This window comes from Paenarthrobacter sp. RAF54_2 (assembly GCF_052113945.1).
GTDB lineage: Bacteria > Actinomycetota > Actinomycetes > Actinomycetales > Micrococcaceae > Arthrobacter.
This window is the reverse complement of record NZ_JBFRDV010000035.1, coordinates 13174-33570: the sequence shown is the minus strand read 5'-3', so window position 1 is coordinate 33570 and position 20397 is coordinate 13174. Positions and strand designations below refer to the sequence as shown.

Below are 20397 nucleotides of genomic sequence, written 5' to 3'. Positions count from 1 at the left end.
CGCTCAGGATGAATTAGCTCGCTGTGATCTCCGTCACCGACAGGGTCGCGAGGATCTACGTTGCGATGAAAATTAACGGCAGAAATGGGCCTGCCGAAAGAAAGGGATTTAGATGTCGATGACGATGTCAGCAAACCGGTTCGAAAACAAGATTGCCTTTGTGACAGGGCAGGCAAGGGAATCGGCCGGGCAACCGCCATTGCGTTCGCACAGGAAGGAGCGCGCCTCGCCCTGGCGGATTTCGACGATGAAGCCAACAGCGAGACCGCCAAAATCATCCGCAATGAAGGCGGGGAGGCAATTACCCTCCATGTCGATGTGACGTCGGAGGACGAGGTGCGCTCGGCCGTCAATGAGACGATGAGCGAATTCGGAAGGCTCGACGTCGCGTTCAACAACGTCGGCCGGATACAGAAACCCATACCGTTGGCCGAATCAACTGTTGATGAGTGGCGGCTGATCATGGACACGAACGCGCTCGGCGTGTTCCTTGGCATGAAGTACCAAATCCCCGCGCTCCTGAAGAGCGGCGGCGGTGCCATCGTAAACACTGCCTCCGGTGCGGGGCTGCGCGGACGAAGAGGCCTCGCCCTGTACACGGCGGCCAAGCATGCAGTTGCGGGGCTAACCAGGGCAGCAAGTCTCGACTACGCGCGCCAGGGTATCCGCGTAAATGCAGTAGCCCCTGGACCGGTCGACACCGAACTGGCACATGTGGTCACGGGTGGCAGCCAGGACGGCATCGCCGCCATGGAGTCGACGCAGCCAATTGGACGCCTCGGCCGGCCTGAGGAGATTGCCTCAGCAGTCCTCTGGCTCGCCTCACCGCAAGCCGGTTACACCTTGGGAACCGTGGTGCCCGTCGACGGCGGACGCACTGCCGAATAGTCCGGGTCGATCACTGCCAAATCCAATCCAACCACTTCAGCAAAGGAGCTAACGTGGCCAGCACAAATTCACTAACCGCAACATCCAAATCGGTGGGCGGCACCCAGCTGGAGAAGTCCCGCGCACGTCGCGCTGCCGCATCGGCTCTCGTAGGTGGTGCTCTCGAATACTACGACTTCTTCCTTTACTCTCTGGCTGCGGCAATAGTCTTCCCCACGCTGATGTTCCCGACCGGCACCAGCGCCGCCACTGGAATTCTGCTTTCCCTCGGCACACTCGGGGTTGGTTATGTGGCACGCCCAGCCGGCGCGGTAATCTTTTCGCATTTCGGGGACAAATTCGGCCGGAAGCGCATCTTGGTCTTGACAATCGTGCTGATGGGGCTGTCGACATTCATTATCGGCTTCCTTCCGACGTATGAGCAGGTTGGATTTTTGGCGCCAGCCCTTCTAGTAGTTATGCGGCTATTTCAGGGACTATCTGCGGGCGCAGAAACGACCGGAGCCAGTACGCTTACGCTCGAGTCCGCCCCGCACGGCAGGAGGGCCTTCTACACCTCGTTTACACAGTCAGGAAATTCCATCGGCTTCGTACTCGCGAACGTCGCATTCCTGCCGATTGCGGCCCTCCCCCATGATCTCTTGTTCTCCTGGGGGTGGCGCATCCCCTTCTTCGCCAGTGCCATTGTTGTGGCTGTCGCGCTGATTATGCGTTCGAAGCTCGAGGAGGCAGTCATCTTCATCAAAGAGGTCGTAGAGGAGCATAAGGAGGTCAAAATACCACTCATTACCGCTCTCCGCCGCTACCCTTGGGGCATTATCAAAGTTCTGCTGCTTACGACGAGCGCGTCAATCGGCACCATGCTTTTCACGTTCGGACTGGCCTTTGCCACCCGACCTGAATTTGGGATCGAGATCTCCTATACCACGATGATTTGGGCCTCTATCGCAGGATACGGACTCAATGCGATTGCCCAACCCTTCTGGGGGCTTCTTTCGGATCGTATCGGTCGCCGTCCMGTGATCATATTCGGTTCCATTACTTCGGCGGCAATGACTTTCGCATATTTCGGCGCCATCGTTATGCACAACATTCCAATGATATTTGTGTCAATCGTGGGTGCTTTCTCCATCTTCTACGCTGCCGTGAACGCCGTAAGTCAAACGTTCTCAGGTGAGCTGTTTGACGTCCGGGTTCGATACTCCGCGTCAGCAGTGGGCTTCAACGCAGGGATCGTGGTGGTCGGCTTTGTGCCTGCCATCGCCACGGCATTCGTTACGAGAGACAACTGGTTGGCAGCTCCAATCATCGTCACGATCACATGCATAGCAGCAGCGTTTGCGGCTCTGTTCTCGAAGGAAACGAACAAGGTACCACTCGAAGACCTTGGATAGGGCCGGGGCCAACTGAGCGGAACTTGTCTCCTCGACACTGAAGCTGCAAGGTTCGCAGGAGCTATATTCCGGGGAAGGGCGGCGAAGACCAAGTCTTCGGCGCCCTTCCTCATGGAGGATGCCCCGGCCCCCGAATTTACGGATAGCACTGGGAAATGGAGGTATCACAAATCGGTATTGGTGAGGCCGATCCATAACGGACAGTATGGAGTACATCATCTTCCATGCCTAGCTGGCCCTTCTTTACGCCACACTCCCCCAGGCACTGACACGAGCACCGCGCGAAAGATAAAGAGATGCTTCAAAACACCAATACTTCCGGTTCCACCCCCGCACAGTCCGGACCCGCGCCGGAGGCCGACTCCCGTAAGGTCCTTCGGGGCAGAGGCGCTGCTCTGGCCCGCAACATGGAGGCCAGCCTCAGCGTCCCAACTGCCTCGACCATGAGGACCTTCGAGGTCTCCGGTCTCATGGAGTGGCGCGACAGGCTCCGCGGCCAGGGATTCAACGTTCCAATTGCGGCTGTGCTCGCCACAGCTATGGCGCGGGCTGCACAGCATCAGGTTGCTGCGGTGCGTCGCCGCATTGAAAGCGACGGTTCCGATCTGGTGCTTGTGGAAGAGGGCACAGTCAACCTCGGAGTTGCGGTCGACGTCGAAACTTCAGCTGGGCACTCCATCATGGTGCCGGTCATCCAGGACGCAGGAAGTCTTACCTTCCCGGAACTGGTTGAGCGTCTTGGCCAGCTTTCTCAAGAGTGCAGGGCTGGCACTATTTCGGTCGCCAAGCTGCGCGGTGCGTCCCTCATCCTCACCAGCACGGGCCGTTTTGGTTCTACAACAGGTGTACCGCTGCTTCCCGCCGGTCCGGGCATCATCGTTGCCGCTGGGGCCATCGGTGTCCCAGCGGGACTCGAAAAACTGGCGGCCACTCATCCCGTGGACCCCGTTTTGACGTTGTCTTCAACATATGACCACCGTGCCATTCAGGGAGCAGACTCCGGAAGCTTCTTGGGCGCCATCGAAAAATTCCTGCGGTCGCAGGAGTTCCTTGCGCAGCTGGAACAGGAAATACTCCAGAATGAGCCTGACCCCCTCCTTGACCTCTCGGCGTCGTTACAGTCCGATGCAGTACGGTTGGCCGAGTTCAATGGAACGGCCAGCACAGCAGTCGCCCGGCTGGAGCCAGTACGCGCACGCGTCGAAGGGTCCTGGCTGCCCGACGGCGTCGAAGTCGAGTTCTCACATCTGTCCGATCCGGAAGCCCGGACCTGGCTCGCCAACCTGATCAGGCACGGAACCCCTCAGCCTGCCTCGGACCGCCGCTTGCAAGCGCTGCGGCTTGCAACCGAGATCGATGTCTTTGAAACGTACTTGCAGACGCAGTTCCTCGGGCAGAAAACCCTGTCCGTTCAAGGCCTTGAGTCCTCTGTGCTGGCATTGGCCGAATTGGCCGGACAGGCCGCCGGGAAGGGATACACGGAAACTGTGCTGGGCATGGCCCACCGCGGCCGGCTAAGCATCATGGCGCACATCCTCAATTGGCCCATGGAGCGGATTCTGGCCGAGTTCCTGCCTACTGCGCACTCTACAGAGTTCGCGCGTTCGGGGGATGTCCGGCAGCACCTGGGCGGTAGCGGCACGTTCACCGACACTGACGGTTCATCCCTGGGCGTGATGCTGGAGCAAAACCCCAGCCATCTTGAATTTGTTTCGCCGGTAGCCCTCGGCGCCGCAAGGGCCAAGCAGGACGACCTCATTGCCCGGGGCCTTGCCCCCAATGATGCGCGCCGTAGAGTGCTCCCCGTCCTGCTGCATGGAGATGCTGCTTTCACGGGTCAAGGCGTGGTGTACGAGACCTTCAACCTGCAACGGCTCGAACCCTACAACGTGGGCGGAACCATCCACATTGTCCAGGACAACCGGCTGGGATTCACAGCCACTCCGTTCCAACTCCGGTCAACAACGTGGCCCTCCGACGTCATCCGAGGCTTTGACGTACCCGTCATCCACACCGATGCCGATGATGTTGACGCCAATCTCATGGCAGCCACGATTGCCTTCGAATACCGCGAGCGATTTGGCGCGGACATCGTGATCCACGTCCAGGGTTACCGGCGCCATGGCCATAACGAAACTGACGAGCCACGCTACACCCAGCCCGTCTACTACAGCGACATCGACGAGCACCCCCCTGTGCATGAGATCTACGCGTCCACCCTGACGGCGGCCGGGCTGGTGGCAGACACCTATGTCGCAGATACTCGGGCCGCTGCGAGGAAACGCTTGGTTGGGGCCTTGGAGAAGGCCAGGGTCTTCGATCTCAATTCAGTGGTCACGCAGGAATTCCATTCTCGCCCGGATGTCCACGAGAAGTTGGGATCCATCACCGCATCCTGGGTCTCCGAGGTCCTGGACATATCAGAACAGTCCCGCGATGACGTCGCCATCCACCCGAAGCTGATGAAACAGTTCGACAAGAAGCGCGCACTGCGTGACCGGAACTTCGTGATTGACTGGGGCCAGGCAGAGCTGCTTGCCCTTAAGCTCATCAACCAGGCCGGAGTCCCCTTGCGGCTTACGGGTGAAGATGTAGAGCGCGGAACGTTCAGCCACAGGCACATCGTGGTCCACGATGTTCAAACCGGAGACAAGTCCGAGCGGCTGACGTTTACCGATGCACCCTTCCTCGTGGCGAACACCCCTCTGACCGAAGTAGCCACCGTCGGCTTCGAATACGGCTACGGCCGTACGAACACCGGCTCACTCCAGCTGTGGGAGGCGCAGTTCGGTGACTTCGTGAACGTGGCCCAGGTCATCTTCGATCAGTTCATCATGGCCGGGCGTGACAAGTGGGGCCGCGAAAGCCGCTTTGTGGCGCTGCTCCCCCATGGCTGGGAAGGTGCCGGCCCCGAGCACTCTTCAGCGCGTCTGGAGCGGTTCCTTCAGCTGGCTGCCCGGGACAACGCCCGCATCCTGGTTCCCACCACTGCAGCCCAATACTTCAACGCCTTGGTTAACGCCGCCGCAATGGATGAACCACGCCCGCACATCATCTTTACGCCTAAGTCTTTGCTGAGGGCCGAGTCCGCCAAGTCTCCCACTGAGGACTTCACGGCGGCCACCTTCCACCCGGTACTCGCGACAGGGGAAGCCATTGACCTCACCCGTCGCCTCGTGCTTTGCTCCGGCAAGGTGGGCGCAGAGGCCAAGGAGCGTCTGGGTGAAGGCGTTCGTCTGCTACGCATCGAACAGCTCTACCCGTTCCCTCACGAAGCGATCATGAGGGAAGTCGCGGCTGCCGGCGAACTGGAAGAGATCGTCTGGCTTCAGGAAGAACCCGAAAACATGGGCGCATGGAGTTACGTCCTGCCTAAGCTGCTCAAAATGGGTTTGAGCCGGTTCCGTCTGGGCTACATAGGCAGGCCAGAAGCAGCATCCCCCGCCGAAGGCTACTCATCCGAGCACAAAGCCGCCCAGGAACGCCTGTTGGCGACAGCGGCCCAGACTGGCGCCGTCGACTTCCGCATCGGGTAACCCTTAGGACACTCGTCCAAGCGGGCTGGCGTGACGATCCTTGTGGAGGTGCCTGGGCGCGCTCCGGCTCCAACCTCCGGGCACCCCGGACTACGAACAGTTAATGCAAGGGAAAGGAAACATCATGGAATACCGCTACTTGGGACGTTCAGGGCTCAAGGTCTCCACCATCACCCTCGGAGCGATGATGTTTGGCGGTCGTGGCTTTTTCGCGTATGCCGGCAGCACTGGGCTTGATGAAGCAAAGCGGCTGCTGGATGTCGCGTTCGATCACGGAGTGAATCTGGTCGACACTGCAAACGTGTACTCCTACGGCGCGTCTGAGGAGATGCTGGGCAAGGCGCTGAAAGGTCGTCGCGACCGCACGCTCGTCGCCACGAAGGTGCGAATGGCCATGGCTGACGGCCCCAACGACGGCGGTCTCTCCCGGCATCACATCATCGCCCAATGCGAGGCCAGCCTGCGTCGCCTGGGCACGGATCACATCGACCTGTATCAGGTACACGAGTGGGATGGACAGGTTCCTCTCGAGGAGACACTCGAAGCACTGGACTCACTGGTGCGTTCCGGCAAAGTCAGGTACATCGGCAGTTCGAACTATGCGGGCTGGCAACTGATGAAAGCCCTCGGGGTGTCCCAGCGGATGGGGTATCAGCCATTCGTCTCGCAGCAAATTCACTACACGCTGCAGGCACGCGAGGCCGAGTACGAACTGCTCCCAATCGCCGAGGACGCAGGTGTCGGAGTGCTGGTCTGGAGCCCACTGGCTGGTGGCCTGCTATCGGGCAAGTACCGGCGAGGGCAGGCTGCACCTGAGGGCGCTCGTCAGCTCGCAGAATGGAATGAGCCCCCGGTGCGTGACGAGGGCGCTCTGTATGACATCGTGGACGAGCTCGTCGCAATCGGCGACTCCCGCGGAATCTCCGCCGCCCAGGTCTCGCTGGCATGGCTGCTGGGCCGGCCCGGGATGTCATCGCTCGTGGTGGGCGCCAGGACTGAGCAGCAACTCTTGGACAACCTCGCCGCTGCCGATCTTACACTCACGGCAGAGGAGTGCGCCCGGCTGGATAAGGTCTCCGCACCACCGCTGATCTACCCATATTGGCACCACGCCAAGTCCGCTTCGGACCGTCTGGGTCCGCACGACATCGTTGCCAAAGAAGCACTACGCAACAGCCAGGCGTAGCGGAGACCAAAGATTCACGCCGTCGTAAACGTTCTGCCGGCATGGTGTCTAGGAGTCGGGAGAAATCATCGTCGAATCAAATTCCTGAGTGGCCGCCCAGCTGGCGAGCAGGATGAGCCTATCGGCTGATTCGGAGCCCTCGTCCGGGGTGAACGTGGCGATGGACAGTCCTGGCTCGCCCGGCATTTCGAAAACATCGTAGGTAAGGTCCATGGTGCCCACCTCGGGGTGCGCATAGGCTTTCTGGCCGGTGCGGTGCTCGTGGACGTCCTGGTCCGCCCAGTCCTTCCGAAACTGGAGACTGCGGGTGGCAAGCTCGCCGATGAGTTCTGTGATCTCGGCATTGAGGGGGGCGCGACCGGCTTCGTAGCGGAGCATCGCTGCGGTAAGGCTGCACGCGAGGGGCCAGTCGGCGTAGTAATCCTTCGCCCGTGAGTCGAGGAAGATGAAGCGAGCCATGTTGGGCCGGTCGGAGTCGAAATGCAGCGAGAAGAGCGCCCGCCCCAGCAGGTTCGATGCGACGAGGTCTTGGCGGGCGTTATAGACGACGGCGGGCATCGCCAGATTGTCGAGCACCCGCTGGACCGACGGACGGACGCCGGCAGCCGCCGTCGTTTTTGTCCGTCTGTCGGCTGCCGATGGGGTGAGGCGGGCGAGGTCGAGGAGGTGTTCGCGTTCGACGTCGGTCAGATGCAGGGCGCGGGCGATCGCGTTAAGAACGCTTTCGGAGGCCCCATGGATGTTGCCGCGCTCCAGCCGCGTGTAGTAGTCGACGCTGACGCCGGCAAGTTGGGCGGCCTCTTCGCGGCGGAGCCCCGGGACACGTCGTTCGTCCCCAAAGTCGGGCAGTCCGGCCTCTGCGAGGGTGATGTTGGCACGCCGCGCTACCAGGAATTTCCGAATGTCGTCTTTCTTGCTCACGTCATCACCGTACGGCCGCAGTCTCTCCTGCTCCAAGGGCGCCGGGGTCAGACACCCATGGCGCGGCGCATGATTGAGTCGAAGGCGCGGTCCGAGAGCAGCCGGCGCAGGAACACAAGGGGCCGGGCCCCGAAGCCGACGCGGTAGCGGGTACGCGGCCGTCGGGCATTGGCGATCTTGACGATGGTCTTGCCAATTACTGCCGGCTCCGAGGTGGTACGCGCGTTCGGCGCTGAGCTCGCGGCGAGGGCCCTGGCGGCACCGTTAGCCATGGTGGCGTATGCGCCGGTACTGGAGGTTTCTTTGAGCTTCTCCGCAGCGATGGCGCCCCACTCGGTGCGGATCGAGCCGGGCTGGACGACCACGACGCGGATGCCGTGCTGCGCGGTCTCCATGCGCAGGGCGTCGCTGAGGGCCTCGACCGCGTACTTGCTGGCGTGGTACCAGCCGCCTAGGACGGTGGTGAATTCGCCGCCCATGGAGCTGATGTTGATGACCGTGCCACTGTGCTGGGCGCGCATGTGCGGCAGGACGAGCTGCGTCAGGCGGGCCAGACCGAAGATGTTGACCTCCATCTGAGCGCGCGCCTCGACCATCGGAACGTCTTCGATGGAGCCGTAGGCGCCGTAACCGGCGTTGTTGACCAGGACGTCTACGCGTCCCGACTCGCGGATGATGCTTTCGACCGCCGTGCGGATCGAGTCGTCGTCGGTGACGTCCAGGCAGAGGATGTTGACGCCTGCGTCCTGAAGCGCCGACATCCGCTCTGTGCGCCGTGCGGCGCCGTAGACGGTGTAGCCCGCTTCCTTCAGGCGCAGCGCCGTGTCGGCTCCGATCCCGGAGGAGGCGCCGGTGACCAGAGCCACTTTGGTGGGTGTGTACATATCGTTTTCCTTGTCATTCTCTTGCCGTGATGCGTTGATGGAAGTTCCGGCGACGATGGCAGTGGTCGGACCATCCAACTGGTTAGTTACACGTTAGGCCAGCACGCCTCGCCTGTCAACTGACTAGTTGGTTGTATAATCGGAATCATGACTTCCCGGGACTCCGCCGCAACAAAAAAGCGCATCCTCGACGCCGCCACCGCCGAGTTCGCCGAGTACGGACTGGCTGGCGCACGCGTCGACCGGATCGCGATTCGCGCCGAAGCCAACAAGCAGCTCATCTACGCCTACTTCGGCAACAAGGAGGACCTGTTCGACAACGCTCTCGCGGCCAACATCTCCCCGTTGCTCGACACGGTGCCCTTCACCGCCGACGACCTCCCCGCGTACGCTGCGGCCCTGTTCGACTTCGCGGTCGCGCACCCGCAGCTGGTTCGGCTCGCGCGCTGGCACCAGCTCGAACGGCCCGGTGTCATGAATCAACTACCCGAAACCGCAGCCTCGAACACGCTCAAGCTCGACGCGATGGCTGCCGCCCAGCAGAGCGGCAAAATCAGCGACGAGTTATCCGCCGACCAATTGTTAGCGCTCCTGCTCACGCTGATCCACGGAGGCGCCGAGACCCACATCGCCTCCGAGGACGGACTCGCAATCCAGCGAGAAACGCTCGTCGCGGCCGTGCGGCGGCTCACCTTCCCCACCTGATCAGCTAACGGCCGAGGATACCTCACTGACATCGCGTCCGGCACGCAAGAGCTGCTACTTCACGATGGTGGCAGTCGACGACCAGAGACCTCCGCTCAGGTGACGCTGCTCGCGAGCAGACGAGTTTGGGGTAGGGCTGATCCGCGAGCTGGCTGGTATCGGTCCCTGAAGAAGGCCCGATCTTCCCAGCCCGCCATTGTATTCGCACCTGAGCCGTGCAGGTCAGAGGGTGAGGAGGACCTTTATGGCGGTACGCTCGTCCATCGCCTTGTAGCCTTCCGCTGCCCGGTCGAGCGGCAGGGTGAGGTCGAAGACCTTGCCCGGATCGATCTTTCGATCCCAGACCATCTGGATCAGGTCCGGCAGGAACCGGCGCACAGGTGCGGGGCCGCCGAGGGTGTGGATGCCGGCAAAGAACATCTCGATGCCGGGGATCTTCACGTCGTAGTTCACCCCAACATAACCAAGGTGTCCGCCGCCGCGGGTGGCGCCAATGGCCTGCATGAACGACTCCTGGGTCCCTACGGCTTCGACCACCGAGTGCGCACCCAGTCCGCCCGTCAGTTCCTTGATCCTGGCAACGCCCTCATCGCCGCGTTCCTCGACGATATCGGTGGCTCCGTAGAACCGCGCCAGCTCCTGCCGGTCCTTGTGGCGGCTCATTGCGATGATCCGCTCCGCGCCGAGTTCCTTGGCCGCCAGGATCGCCATGAGGCCTACGGCCCCATCTCCCACCACGGCCACCGTTTTGCCAGGCCCAGCTTGGGCGGCGACGGCTGCGAACCAGCCTGTGCCGAGCACATCGGACGTAGCCAGCAAGGACGGAATAAGATCCGGGTCCGGCTGCCCGGGCGTCGCCACCAGGGTTCCGTCGGCGTATGGGATCCTTGCCTTCTCGGCCTGGGTGCCAATCTCCGCAACGAACCCAGCATGTACGCACTTGGACTGGAAGCCGGCTTGGCAAATTTCGCAGGTGTTATCCGAAATGACGAAGGACCCGACGACGAAGTCGCCCACCTTCACGTTCTTCACGTCGCTTCCGATCTCCTCCACCACGCCAACGTATTCGTGCCCCATTACCTTGTGCTCCGCCGGTTCGATGCCCCGGTAGGGCCACAAATCGGATCCACAGATACAGGTGGCGGTCAACCGGATGATTGCATCTGTCGGGTCGACGATCTTCGGGTCCTCACGCTCCTGCACGCGAACGTCCCCGGCCGTGTACATGACAACTCCACGCATGTGAATCTCCTAGCTGTGCCTCTGCGCGCCAAGAGCCCGCACCGTTTGTTCGGAAGAGGGTTTCCGTAAATTTGCTACTCCCATTAGACCGTTGAAGCACCGGCCCTGGGAGGTCGTGATAGAGCCCCCCAATCGTTTGACGAGCCGAGGCGACCACGAGTAGAGGGGAAGCAAACAGTGGAAAACGAAAAAACCCCTCGCCCCGAACAAAATCGCCGGAATCGAGGGGTTGGTGGAGCCCCCTGTCGGATTCGAACCGACGACCCCCGCTTTACAAGAGCGGTGCTCTGGCCAACTGAGCTAAGGAGGCATGCGCCGAAAACGACGCTAGATAAGGTTAGCCCAGAGACTCCCCTTCGCGGAAATCACGACGGCGGCCGCCCACGCGGGTTGAATGCAAGGCACAAACCCGAGGTGACCAACCGCCGTCGTAAATTCATGAAACCTAGCCCTTGGCGTCAACCGCGGTCTGGATCTCAGCGTTCAGGTCGGTGGATCCGTCCCACTGCTTGCCGTCGATGAACACGGTGGGGGTGCCCGTGATGCCGATGGCCGCGGCTTCCTGCGTCGCGACCTTTACATAGGGGCGGTACTGCTTGCTGTCGATGCAGGAGTCGATGTTCGCCGCGCCAACTTCCTTGGCCATGGACTTGAGATCGTTGTCCGAGATACCGGCACTGCCTTCGGCCGGCTGGCGTTCGTAGAGGAGGTTGAAGAAGTCGGCGTACTTCTCAGGTGAAGAGTTCACTACGCATGCAGCAGCATTTGCTGCACGCGAGGAGTAGTTGGTGGTGGACTGCTGGTCCAGGAAGCCGAGCGGGCGGTACTCGAGGGAAATCTTGCCGTCGTTGCGCAGCTTGGTGAGCGACTCCCCGTAGGTTGTCTCAAACCGCTTGCAGACGGGGCAGATGAAGTCGACATAAGCGATCACCTTGACGGGCTTGCCGGCCTCGGGCTCACCACCAGGAACAGTCACGGTTGCGGGCTTGGTTGCCGGAGCCGAAGGCACATCCGCCACGTTCACGGACGAGGCATCGGACTTTACGACGTCGGTGTTGGCCAGCAATGTTACGCCGCCGTGCACGTTGCCATTCGCGGGAGTAGGTCCCTGATCGGCGATCGGGGCGCTTTGCTGAATGCTGGTGGTCACCACCAGCGCGATGACGGCCAGGATCGCCACGACCGCAACGACGATGCCCCAACCGATCAGGAGCTTGTTGCGCTTTTCCTTTTTCAGCTGCGCTTCGCGGATTTCGCGCGCTTTCTCCCGTGCCTGGGCGGTGCGTTCAGCCTTGGAGAGGCGGGGTTCGTTTGCGGGGCTCATCAGTTCCTCGGATTACTCGACGTCGGTAGTGCATAGCTTGGGGCAACGGGGTCAGTTTACGGGAGCCAACTAGGAGCTCTGCCGCTGACATGCCTGCCCGGTCGTTGAACGATCAACTGCGGTCTATGATTCCGCCGGTAGGCTGGGAGGTGAGTCACAGCAACCCAGGGAGCAGTAATGCAGGATTTGGCAAGCGAAAAACTCAAGATGGAAGACGGCGTTAGGGCCTCTCCCACCAGGAAGCCAACGGCGAGCAAGTTCGACTTCATGGTGGTGTCCAACCGCCTGCCTGTCGACCGGTGCAACAGCGATGGTGACGGCGATGGTGGCGGTGGGTGGCGACGCTCGCCAGGCGGCCTGGTTACTGCGCTTGCACCGATGATGACAAAGTCCGACGGCGCGTGGGTGGGTTGGCACGGCGCTCCGGATGAAACTGTCCGTCCTTTCAGCCACGAAGCGATGGATCTTGTCCCTGTCCAGTTGAGCAGCCACGAGGTCGAGCTGTATTACGAGGGCTTCTCCAATGCGACCATCTGGCCGCTGTACCACGATGTCATCGCCCCGCCGGAATTCCACCGTACGTGGTGGGATGCATACCGCCAGGTGAATAAGAAGTTCGCCGATGCCGTGGTCCGCCATGCCGCGGACGGCGCAACGGTGTGGGTCCAGGACTACCAGCTCCAGTTGGTTCCGCGCATGCTCCGCGAGGCACGGCCGGACCTGAAGATCGGCTTCTTCAACCACATTCCCTTCCCGCCTCCGGAGATCTTCGCGCAGCTGCCGTGGCGCCGTGAGATCATTGATGGCCTTCTGGGTGCGGACCTGTTGGGCTTCCAGCGTCCCAGCGACGCTGGCAACTTCATGCGCTCTGCCCGCCGCTTCCTGGGCGCCAGCGTCAAGCAGCAGCAAGTGCATGTAAAGGGCCCTGACGGCGAGGTCACCCACATTGCCCGGGCGCAGGCCTTCCCTATTTCCATCGATGTTGACCAGATCCGGGAGTTGGCCGGGAGGCCGGACATCATCGAGAGGGCCAAGCAGATCCGCAAGGACCTTGGCAATCCGAAGACCATCCTTCTTGGCGTGGACCGCCTGGACTACACCAAGGGCATCGGCCACCGCCTGAAGGCCTTCGAGGAACTCCTGCGCGAGGGCAGCATCAAGGTGGAGGACGCCACCCTCATACAGGTAGCGAGCCCCAGCCGTGAACGCGTGGAGCAGTACCGGCTTCTGCGTGAAGAAATCGAGGGCACGGTCGGCCATATCAATGGCACTTACGACACCATCCAGAACACTGCCGTCCGCTACCTGCACCACAGCTACCCGGTTGAGGAGATGGTGGCGCTCTACCTCGCCGCGGACGTCATGTTGGTCACGGCGCTGCGCGACGGAATGAACCTGGTGGCCAAGGAATATGTGACGGCGCGTTCCGAGGACGACGGCGCACTGGTCCTGAGCGAATTCGCAGGCGCTGCCGATCAATTGAAGCAGGCGCTCCTGATCAACCCGCATGACATCGATGGCCTCAAGTCCGCCATTCTCCGGGCGGTCAACCTATCCCCCAAGGAAGCCCGCCGCCGCATGAAGCTGATGCGAAAGCAGATCCTGGACCACGACGTCGATCATTGGTCGGCGGAGTTCCTGGCCGCCCTCGAGGAGAAGGTAGTGCGCGATGACAGCTGAGAACCTGTCTCTGTCCCCGGAACTGTTGGACGCCATCCGGCGCATTTCCGGCACCGAACATCTCCTGGTGGCCTTGGACTTCGACGGCACGCTCTCCCCGATCGTGGACCGCGCAGAGGATGCACGGCCCCTGCCCAGGGCTGCCGCGGCTTTGGAAGCCCTCGCCGAACTGCCGCGCACGACGACGGCACTCATCTCAGGCCGCGCCTTGGACAGTTTGCGGCTGGTCGCCTCACCTCCTGTGGACACGCTGCTGATCGGCAGCCACGGAGCTGAAGTTTGGCTGGGCGAAGGTTCCCTCGGCCTGGAACTGGATGAGGATCAGCGCAGCAAGTTGGCGGCCGTACGCGAAGTCCTGGCCGAAATCGTGAACATTGCTCCTGGAACGCTGCTCGAAGACAAGCCCGCCGGCGTCGTCCTTCACACAAGGATGGCCGATGACGACGTCGCGGAAGACGCCGTCGAAGCCGCGACGCGGGTGCTGCGCGAGCATCCTGGCGTGTACGTGAAGACCGGCAAACGGGTGCTGGAGGTATCCGTGGTCAAGGCCTCCAAGGGCGAGGCAGTGGAGTTCCTCCGTCAGGCGACCGGTGCCACGGCCATGTTGTTCGCTGGGGACGACGTGACCGATGAGGATGCCTTCGGCAGGCTCATGGGCGACGACGTCGGCATCAAAGTGGGACTGGATTTCACCCAGGCGCAGTACCGTGTGGAAGCTCCAGTGCAGGTTGCGGAATTGCTGGAAGCGCTGCTGCGAGAGCGCCGCCGTGTCACCGCCGAAGCATGAAGCAGGATCAACGTCACATGTGACCTTCGTAACATTTGGGCAGTAAGTCCAAAAGTCTGACATACTCTTGGACGTGATGTGACGCACAGTACCGTGCGACGTCACACGATCCTCCCCGGCCCACGGCCGGGGAGTTCAACTGAAAAAAATGAACCATTCACTACGGATCGTCCGGCACGTACCTGCCGGTGAAGGGATTGATAACTGTGGCTACAGTTACTTTTGATAACGCTACGCGTCTGTACCCGGGCACAGATAAGCCCGCCGTCGATAAACTCAACATCGACATCGCCGATGGCGAATTCCTGGTCCTCGTTGGACCCTCCGGTTGCGGTAAGTCCACCTCCCTGCGCATGCTCGCAGGACTAGAGGATGTGAACGCCGGCCGCATTCTGATCGGTGACCGCGACGTCACGGATGTTCCGCCGAAGGACCGCGACATCGCAATGGTCTTCCAGAACTACGCTCTTTACCCGCACATGACTGTTGCGGACAACATGGGCTTCGCACTGAAGATTGCAGGTGTCTCCAAGGAAGAGCGCGCCGAGCGTGTTCGCGAAGCCGCCAAGCTTCTTGACCTTGAGGCATACCTGGACCGCAAGCCGAAGGCACTCTCCGGTGGTCAGCGCCAGCGTGTTGCCATGGGCCGTGCAATCGTCCGTAACCCCCAAGTCTTTCTCATGGACGAGCCGCTGTCCAACCTTGACGCCAAGCTCCGTGTCCAGACCCGTACGCAGATCGCGTCCCTGACCCGCCGCCTCGGCGTCACCACGGTTTACGTGACGCACGACCAGGTTGAGGCCATGACCATGGGTGACCGCGTGGCAGTGCTCAAGGACGGTCTCCTCCAGCAGGTTGACACCCCGCGCAACCTGTACGACCGCCCGCAGAACGTCTTCGTTGCAGGCTTCATCGGCTCCCCTGCCATGAACCTGCTGGAACTGCCGGTCGTCGACGGCGGCGTCCAGTTCGGTGGCACGGTTTACCCGGTCAAGCGTGACGTCCTCGAAGAAGCACACGGACAGACGGTTACCGTTGGTTCACGTCCCGAAGACCTTGAGACGGTCGGCAACGGCGAAGGCCTGCAGGTTGAGGTAGACGTCGTCGAAGAACTCGGCGCCGATGCCTACGTCTACGGCCACACCATCCTGGATGGCAAGAGCCACGACATCGTTGCCCGCGTTGACGGTCGCCGCCCCCCGATGAAGGGCGAGTCCATCTTCGTTCGTCCGCAGTCCGGCCACGTGCACCTGTTCGACACGAAGACCGGACTCCGCCTGGGCGACTAGTCCATCGGCAAAAATCCGCAGTGTGACAGCGGCCCGACCCTTCCCGGTCGGGCCGCTCTCGCGTTAACCTTTCCGCAGAAAGAACTGCATGAACACCACGGATAACCTGATCCCCCGCCCCGCGCACGTCGCACCCTCGGACGGACAGGCCTTCACGCTTGCCCCTACGGCCCGGATCGCGGCGGGCCAAGCTGCCGTCCCGGTCGCAGAGCAACTGGCTGTGCTGCTTCGCCGCGGCACAGGTTTCGCTCTCCCCATCGTCGAGACGCCGAATGCGGGCGACATCTCCCTGGACTTCATGGAAACGCTCGACGGCGGTCCGGAAGCGTACCAGCTATCGGTCACCGTCGACCGTGCACGCCTCACGGCAACAACCCCTGCCGGCCTCTTCAACGCAGTCCAAACGCTCCGTCAGCTGATCCCGCCCGCCATTGAACACTCCATCACCGGCGCGGACGATTCGAACAACAGCGACAACAGGACCGTCGGCACCTGGGTGATTCCCGCCGTCGAGATTAAGGACGCACCCAGGTTCGCGTATCGCGGCCTCATGCTCGACGTCGCCCGGAACTTCTTCACGGTCCAAGAGGTGAAGGAGCAGATAGATGTCATGACCCAGTTCAAGCTCAACGCATTGCATCTGCACCTGACGGATGACCAGGCCTGGCGTATCGAAATCCGGACACCCAAGGCGAATCCCTCGGGCCTGGACTATGGCAAGCTCACGGAAATCGGCGGAGCAGGCGCCGTGGAGTTCCCCACTGCGGTACCAGTCCGTGGTCGGGATGGGTTCTACACCCAACAGAACTACAGGGAAATCCAGGAATACGCCGCTGCGAGGAACGTCCTGGTGGTCCCGGAAATCGATCTCCCTGGCCACGTCAATGCGGCCCTTGCAGCCATACCGCAGCTCAACCCGGACGGCCGTGCCGCAAGCATGAGCACTTCGGCAGCAGTGGGCTGGTCCACGTTGGATGTGGCCCTTCCTGTGACGTATGAGTTTGTCAGGGAAGTCCTTGAACAATTGGCAGCGATGACTATCGGCCCCTACCTGCACATCGGGGGCGACGAAGCTTTGGTAACGGACCACGAGCACTATGTCAGCATGACGCAGGAGTTCGTACGGATTGCCGATGAAACCGGCAAGAAAGTGGTCGGCTGGAACGAGTACGCCGCCGTGGACCTCCGTGAGGGCGACGTCGTGCAGTACTGGTTCGGGGACCTCCCTCCTTTGGTTCAGAAGGCAGAGTCCATGGGGTCCTTGATGATCATGTCCCCAGCGGCAAACACCTACTTGGACCAGAAGTATGAAGCAACCAGTCCCATCGGCCTTGAGTGGGTGGACGGCGGGCCGTTCACATGGGCCGAGTACTACGACTGGAATCCCGCCCAGGGCGGCCTGCAAGATGACAGGATTCTTGGCGTCGAAGGTCCGCTGTGGACAGAGACAGTCCGCAACAACCAGCAGGCCTACTGGCTCCTGTATCCCAGGGCCGTTTCCTTGGCGGAAGTGGCGTGGTCGGCCCAGGACGCGCGGGACCTTGGTGACTTCCGACGTCGGCTGGGCGCCTTGGGTGAGCGCCTCACAAGGCAAGGCGTTACGTTCCAGGCAGCACCCGACGTCGAGTGGTCCGCGATATCTGAGTTTCCCTTTCCCGCAGCAATGAACGCCAACACCGGCGAGTACGGAACAATTGAAGCATGAGCGAGCAAAACGAAGCCCAGTGGCACGACGAACCGACGGACTACGGGCAGATCGGCAAGCTCCCCAGGACTGAAGCGGCCAGCGCGCAGGATACCGCTCCGCCGGCCAGCGTCATCGGGTCCCTTAATATCACTGCTGCGGCAGCGGATCCTGAGCTGTTGGACCTACCGTGGCACATTGCGCTTGAGGACTGGCCAGCCGAGAATCTCGCGGCCCTCCCCCGCGGTATCTCCCGGCACATCGTGCGTTTCGCCCATCTGGGTGGATCAGTCATCGCTATCAAAGAAACGTCCGAGCACGTAGCCCGCCACGAGTACCACATGCTCCGGAAGCTGGCACGCCTGGATGTTCCGTGTGTTGAGCCGGTGGCAGTCATCACGGGCCGGACCACTGCCGACGGCAAACCCCTGAACCCGGTGCTGGTCACCCGGCATTTGAAGTTCTCAATGCCCTACCGGGCACTTTTCTCGCAGATGCTGCGCAAGGACACACTGACGCGCCTCATCGACGCCCAAGCGTTGCTGCTTGTCCGGTTGCACCTCATTGGCTTCTACTGGGGTGACGTCTCGCTTTCCAACACGCTGTTCCGTCGCGATGCCGGTGCCTTTGCCGCCTACCTCGTGGATGCCGAAACCGGCGAGCTCTACCCGGACCTGTCCATGGGCCAGCGCGAGTACGATCTGGAGATCGCCCGCGTCAACATCGCCGGTGAGCTGATGGACCTCCTGGACGGCGGGCTCATCGAGGAAAAGGTTGATCCTGTGGCTACCAGTGAGCTCATCATGGACAGCTACCGCAGGCTCTGGGCTGAGCTGACGGAGAAGGAATCTTTCGAACTCGGCGAGCGCTGGCGCGTGGGAGCCCGCATCCGCCGTCTCAACGAGCTCGGCTTCGACGTCGAGGAATATGCCATCAAGACCACCGCGGACGGTTCAACCATCCAGCTGCAGCCAAAAGTCGTCGACGCCGGACATCACCAGAGGCGCTTGCTGCGCCTCACCGGGCTGGACGCCCAGGAGAACCAAGCCCGGCGGCTGCTGAACGATATGGACCAGTTCAGGGCGGACAACAACCCTGACCTGGACGAGGAAATCAGCGCCCACGCCTGGGTCAGCCAGATCTTCGAACCGATCGTGCGATCGATTCCCAGGCACCTTGCCGGCAAGTTGGAACCGGCCGAAGTAGTGCACGAGGTCCTGGAGCACCGCTGGTACATGAGCCAGAAGCAGGATCGCTACATCCCGCTCGCGGAGACCGTGCAGTCCTACCTGGACACCGTGTTGCAGCACCGCAGGGACGAGGCTGCCATCATGTTGAACCCTGACACCGAGATGCTCAAAATCCTTGAGGTTGAGGTGGAGGAGTCAGGCCGGTACGACGAAGTGGACGAGTACCCGGACTCGGACGACTAACTCAGGGCTCCAGAGTCTCCGCGAGGCCTGCCAGGACGGGTTCCCGGCCGAGCTCAATGTGCGTGTACGCCAGTGAGTAGGCCAGGTCCGGCCGGCCTTTCAGGATGGCGTTGCACAGCTCTTTGTGTTCGTCCCGTTGGAGTTCGTTGCTGCGGTTGTGTGCCAATCCGAAAATCCAGCGCATACGGCCGAAGAGCGGCTTCACGGACTCAATCAGCAGCCTGTTGCCGGAGAGACGCACGATTTCGGCGTGGAGCTCGGCGCTGATCAGCGCTACATCGTCTGCGCGGTCCTCATCGATGGCGGCATTGGAGGCTTCCATCAGTTCCTCGAGCCGACCTGCGGAATGGCCTTCGGCAACGCGGGTGGCAGCCATCCTCGCGGCGAACGTTTCCAGGCAAAGGCGAACGTCGAAGAGCTCGTTGACGTCGGTGAGTGTGAGTTGCCGGACCACGGCGCCGCGGCGCGGGAAGGTGGCCACGAAGCCGTCCTGCTCCAGGCGTTGAATGGCTTCACGGACCGGGATCCGTGAGACGCCGTACATGTCGGACAGTTCCCGTTCGCGCAGGCGCCCACCCTGCGCGAAGGTGCCCGTGACGATCCCCTCCAACACCAGTTGGTAGACCTGTTCCGCGCGGGCCTCGTCATCGCGGCCATTCCCGGTTTCCGGAGTCGCCTCAGCCACTGTCAAACTTCCCTTCATGCCAGCGTCCGCTCCATTCGCCGGCCCGCGCCGGTCAGCGTTCCAACCGAGCATACACGGGTGGAAACAGCTCGTCGGAGGGCGGTTCAAGGCATCCCTGGACCCGCTCTTGTTCGTCTCCTGACAGTAGGACGGCCTGAGTAAGAGGGTTTCGGCGTTGAGCGTTACTCGCCCCTGGCGGTGGGCGCGTCATCCAGCGGGGTCCACCACGTCACAGGTGGCGCTACCTTGAAGCGACGCCCGGACACGTCCGATGGAACAATGCGGATGAACTGGTCCTTTTGCCCTGCCTCCCAAGGGAACAGGAGGAGGCCAATGGTATCCAGCACATCCTGCGTCAGCTTCACGGCGGAAGCTTGCCCTTTGACCACCACGCTCCAGGCCACTCCGGTTTCCGCATCCACACCGTCAGCCTCGATCGCAACAGGAGCGTCACCAAGGGCGGCATGAAGCTTGGTGCCCTCCCCCGTGCGGAAAACCATGGTCCCGTGGTCCACCTTGTAATTCACCGGAAAGATATCCGGGTGATTGTCCACCCACACGGCAAGCCGGCCCACGGAAACTCCACGGAGGAGTTCCCAGCATTCGTTAGTCTCCAGGACTTCAGTGGCGGGGGTATTGGGGGTCTTGTCGCCAGACGTTGAGTTGGTCATATCGCAGAGGATACGCCGGAGCATAGCCCGCCAACAGTGGCCGAACCCCGTCTAACGGACTATTCACCCCCGCATGCGAGGGTGAATA

Annotated in this window: 16 protein-coding genes and 1 tRNA gene; 10 read left to right on the top strand and 7 right to left on the bottom strand. The window is 61.7% G+C overall.

Going from position 1 to position 20397, the window contains the following annotated elements:
* Window positions 1–84 precede the first annotated feature (84 nt).
* From AB4Y87_RS23945 to AB4Y87_RS23930, 4 genes are all read left to right on the top strand, one after another.
* Window positions 85–888: an SDR family NAD(P)-dependent oxidoreductase gene (locus tag AB4Y87_RS23945; protein ID WP_442006729.1), complete on the top strand. Its 804-nt coding sequence runs from the start codon at window positions 85–87 to the stop codon at window positions 886–888.
* 92 nt (window positions 889–980) lie between these two features.
* Window positions 981–2282, top strand: coding sequence for an MFS transporter (locus tag AB4Y87_RS23940; protein WP_442006728.1), 1302 nt, complete (start codon window positions 981–983; stop codon window positions 2280–2282).
* A 296-nt stretch (window positions 2283–2578) separates the two neighbouring features.
* Window positions 2579–5818: a 2-oxoglutarate dehydrogenase E1 component gene (locus AB4Y87_RS23935; protein ID WP_442006727.1), complete on the top strand. Its 3240-nt coding sequence runs from the start codon at window positions 2579–2581 to the stop codon at window positions 5816–5818.
* Window positions 5819–5942: 124 nt separating this feature from the next.
* A complete protein-coding gene (locus AB4Y87_RS23930) occupies window positions 5943–7004 on the top strand; it encodes an aldo/keto reductase (RefSeq protein WP_442006726.1) in 1062 nt (353 codons plus the stop codon).
* A gap of 48 nt (window positions 7005–7052) precedes the next feature.
* On the opposite strand, the gene AB4Y87_RS23925 is transcribed toward AB4Y87_RS23930, so the two are convergent.
* Together AB4Y87_RS23925 and AB4Y87_RS23920 are read right to left on the bottom strand one after the other, a co-directional pair.
* Window positions 7053–7925, bottom strand: coding sequence for a helix-turn-helix transcriptional regulator (locus tag AB4Y87_RS23925; protein WP_442006725.1), 873 nt, complete (start codon window positions 7923–7925; stop codon window positions 7053–7055).
* A 47-nt stretch (window positions 7926–7972) separates the two neighbouring features.
* Window positions 7973–8887, bottom strand: coding sequence for an oxidoreductase (locus AB4Y87_RS23920; protein WP_442006724.1), 915 nt, complete (start codon window positions 8885–8887; stop codon window positions 7973–7975).
* Window positions 8888–8956: 69 nt separating this feature from the next.
* Between AB4Y87_RS23920 and AB4Y87_RS23915 the strand changes: the two genes are divergently transcribed.
* Window positions 8957–9514 (top strand): TetR family transcriptional regulator, encoded by a 558-nt coding sequence (locus AB4Y87_RS23915; protein ID WP_442006723.1) that lies wholly within the window; start codon window positions 8957–8959, stop codon window positions 9512–9514.
* Between the two features lie 222 nt (window positions 9515–9736).
* On the opposite strand, the gene AB4Y87_RS23910 is transcribed toward AB4Y87_RS23915, so the two are convergent.
* From AB4Y87_RS23910 to AB4Y87_RS23900, 3 genes are all read right to left on the bottom strand, one after another.
* Window positions 9737–10756 carry a zinc-dependent alcohol dehydrogenase family protein gene (locus AB4Y87_RS23910; RefSeq protein WP_442006722.1) on the bottom strand — a complete coding sequence of 340 codons (1020 nt, stop codon included), beginning with the start codon at window positions 10754–10756 and terminating at the stop codon, window positions 9737–9739.
* A 233-nt stretch (window positions 10757–10989) separates the two neighbouring features.
* A tRNA-Thr gene (locus AB4Y87_RS23905) sits at window positions 10990–11066 on the bottom strand.
* A gap of 135 nt (window positions 11067–11201) precedes the next feature.
* Window positions 11202–12080, bottom strand: coding sequence for a DsbA family protein (locus AB4Y87_RS23900; RefSeq protein WP_442006721.1), 879 nt, complete (start codon window positions 12078–12080; stop codon window positions 11202–11204).
* A 207-nt stretch (window positions 12081–12287) separates the two neighbouring features.
* On the opposite strand from AB4Y87_RS23900, the gene AB4Y87_RS23895 reads away from it, so the two are divergent.
* The 5 genes from AB4Y87_RS23895 to AB4Y87_RS23875 all read left to right on the top strand — a co-directional run bounded on the left by AB4Y87_RS23895 (window position 12288) and on the right by AB4Y87_RS23875 (window position 18953).
* On the top strand, window positions 12288–13760 hold the full coding sequence (locus AB4Y87_RS23895; protein ID WP_442006736.1) for an alpha,alpha-trehalose-phosphate synthase (UDP-forming): 1473 nt from the start codon (window positions 12288–12290) through the stop codon (window positions 13758–13760).
* The gene (gene otsB, locus AB4Y87_RS23890; protein WP_442006720.1) at window positions 13750–14547 is read left to right on the top strand and encodes a trehalose-phosphatase; all 798 of its coding nucleotides are present in this window, start codon (window positions 13750–13752) and stop codon (window positions 14545–14547) included. The genes AB4Y87_RS23895 and otsB overlap by 11 nt, the downstream gene beginning before the upstream one ends.
* Window positions 14548–14753: 206 nt before the next feature.
* Complete coding sequence (locus AB4Y87_RS23885; protein WP_431118474.1) at window positions 14754–15836, top strand: ABC transporter ATP-binding protein; 1083 nt, start codon at window positions 14754–14756, stop codon at window positions 15834–15836.
* A gap of 88 nt (window positions 15837–15924) precedes the next feature.
* Entirely contained in the window at window positions 15925–17541 is a 1617-nt protein-coding gene (locus AB4Y87_RS23880) for a beta-N-acetylhexosaminidase (protein ID WP_442006719.1), read from the top strand.
* On the top strand, window positions 17538–18953 hold the full coding sequence (locus AB4Y87_RS23875) for a DUF4032 domain-containing protein (RefSeq protein ID WP_442006718.1): 1416 nt from the start codon (window positions 17538–17540) through the stop codon (window positions 18951–18953). Before AB4Y87_RS23880 ends, AB4Y87_RS23875 begins: the two co-directional genes overlap by 4 nt.
* Before the next feature lies 1 nt (window position 18954).
* Here the strand turns inward: AB4Y87_RS23875 and AB4Y87_RS23870 are convergent, their stop codons facing one another.
* The gene (locus tag AB4Y87_RS23870; RefSeq protein ID WP_442006717.1) at window positions 18955–19656 is read right to left on the bottom strand and encodes a GntR family transcriptional regulator; all 702 of its coding nucleotides are present in this window, start codon (window positions 19654–19656) and stop codon (window positions 18955–18957) included.
* A 164-nt stretch (window positions 19657–19820) separates the two neighbouring features.
* On the bottom strand, window positions 19821–20309 hold the full coding sequence (locus AB4Y87_RS23865) for a pyridoxamine 5'-phosphate oxidase family protein (protein ID WP_442006716.1): 489 nt from the start codon (window positions 20307–20309) through the stop codon (window positions 19821–19823).
* Window positions 20310–20397: the final 88 nt, after the last annotated feature.

Excerpts from the sequence above, each read along its gene's own strand:
- otsB (WP_442006720.1), top strand. The coding sequence starts at position 13,750 with ATGACAGCTGAGAACCTGTCTCTGTCCCCGGAACTGTTGGACGCCATC.
- AB4Y87_RS23895 (WP_442006736.1), top strand. The coding sequence starts at position 12,288 with ATGGAAGACGGCGTTAGGGCCTCTCCCACCAGGAAGCCAACGGCGAGC.
- AB4Y87_RS23865 (WP_442006716.1), bottom strand. The coding sequence starts at position 20,309 with ATGACCAACTCAACGTCTGGCGACAAGACCCCCAATACCCCCGCCACT.
- AB4Y87_RS23930 (WP_442006726.1), top strand. The coding sequence starts at position 5,943 with ATGGAATACCGCTACTTGGGACGTTCAGGGCTCAAGGTCTCCACCATC.
- AB4Y87_RS23945 (WP_442006729.1), top strand. The coding sequence starts at position 85 with ATGGGCCTGCCGAAAGAAAGGGATTTAGATGTCGATGACGATGTCAGC.
- AB4Y87_RS23880 (WP_442006719.1), top strand. The coding sequence starts at position 15,925 with ATGAACACCACGGATAACCTGATCCCCCGCCCCGCGCACGTCGCACCC.
- AB4Y87_RS23935 (WP_442006727.1), top strand. The coding sequence starts at position 2,579 with ATGCTTCAAAACACCAATACTTCCGGTTCCACCCCCGCACAGTCCGGA.
- AB4Y87_RS23875 (WP_442006718.1), top strand. The coding sequence starts at position 17,538 with ATGAGCGAGCAAAACGAAGCCCAGTGGCACGACGAACCGACGGACTAC.
- AB4Y87_RS23870 (WP_442006717.1), bottom strand. The coding sequence starts at position 19,656 with ATGAAGGGAAGTTTGACAGTGGCTGAGGCGACTCCGGAAACCGGGAAT.
- AB4Y87_RS23910 (WP_442006722.1), bottom strand. The coding sequence starts at position 10,756 with ATGCGTGGAGTTGTCATGTACACGGCCGGGGACGTTCGCGTGCAGGAG.
- AB4Y87_RS23900 (WP_442006721.1), bottom strand. The coding sequence starts at position 12,080 with ATGAGCCCCGCAAACGAACCCCGCCTCTCCAAGGCTGAACGCACCGCC.
- AB4Y87_RS23915 (WP_442006723.1), top strand. The coding sequence starts at position 8,957 with ATGACTTCCCGGGACTCCGCCGCAACAAAAAAGCGCATCCTCGACGCC.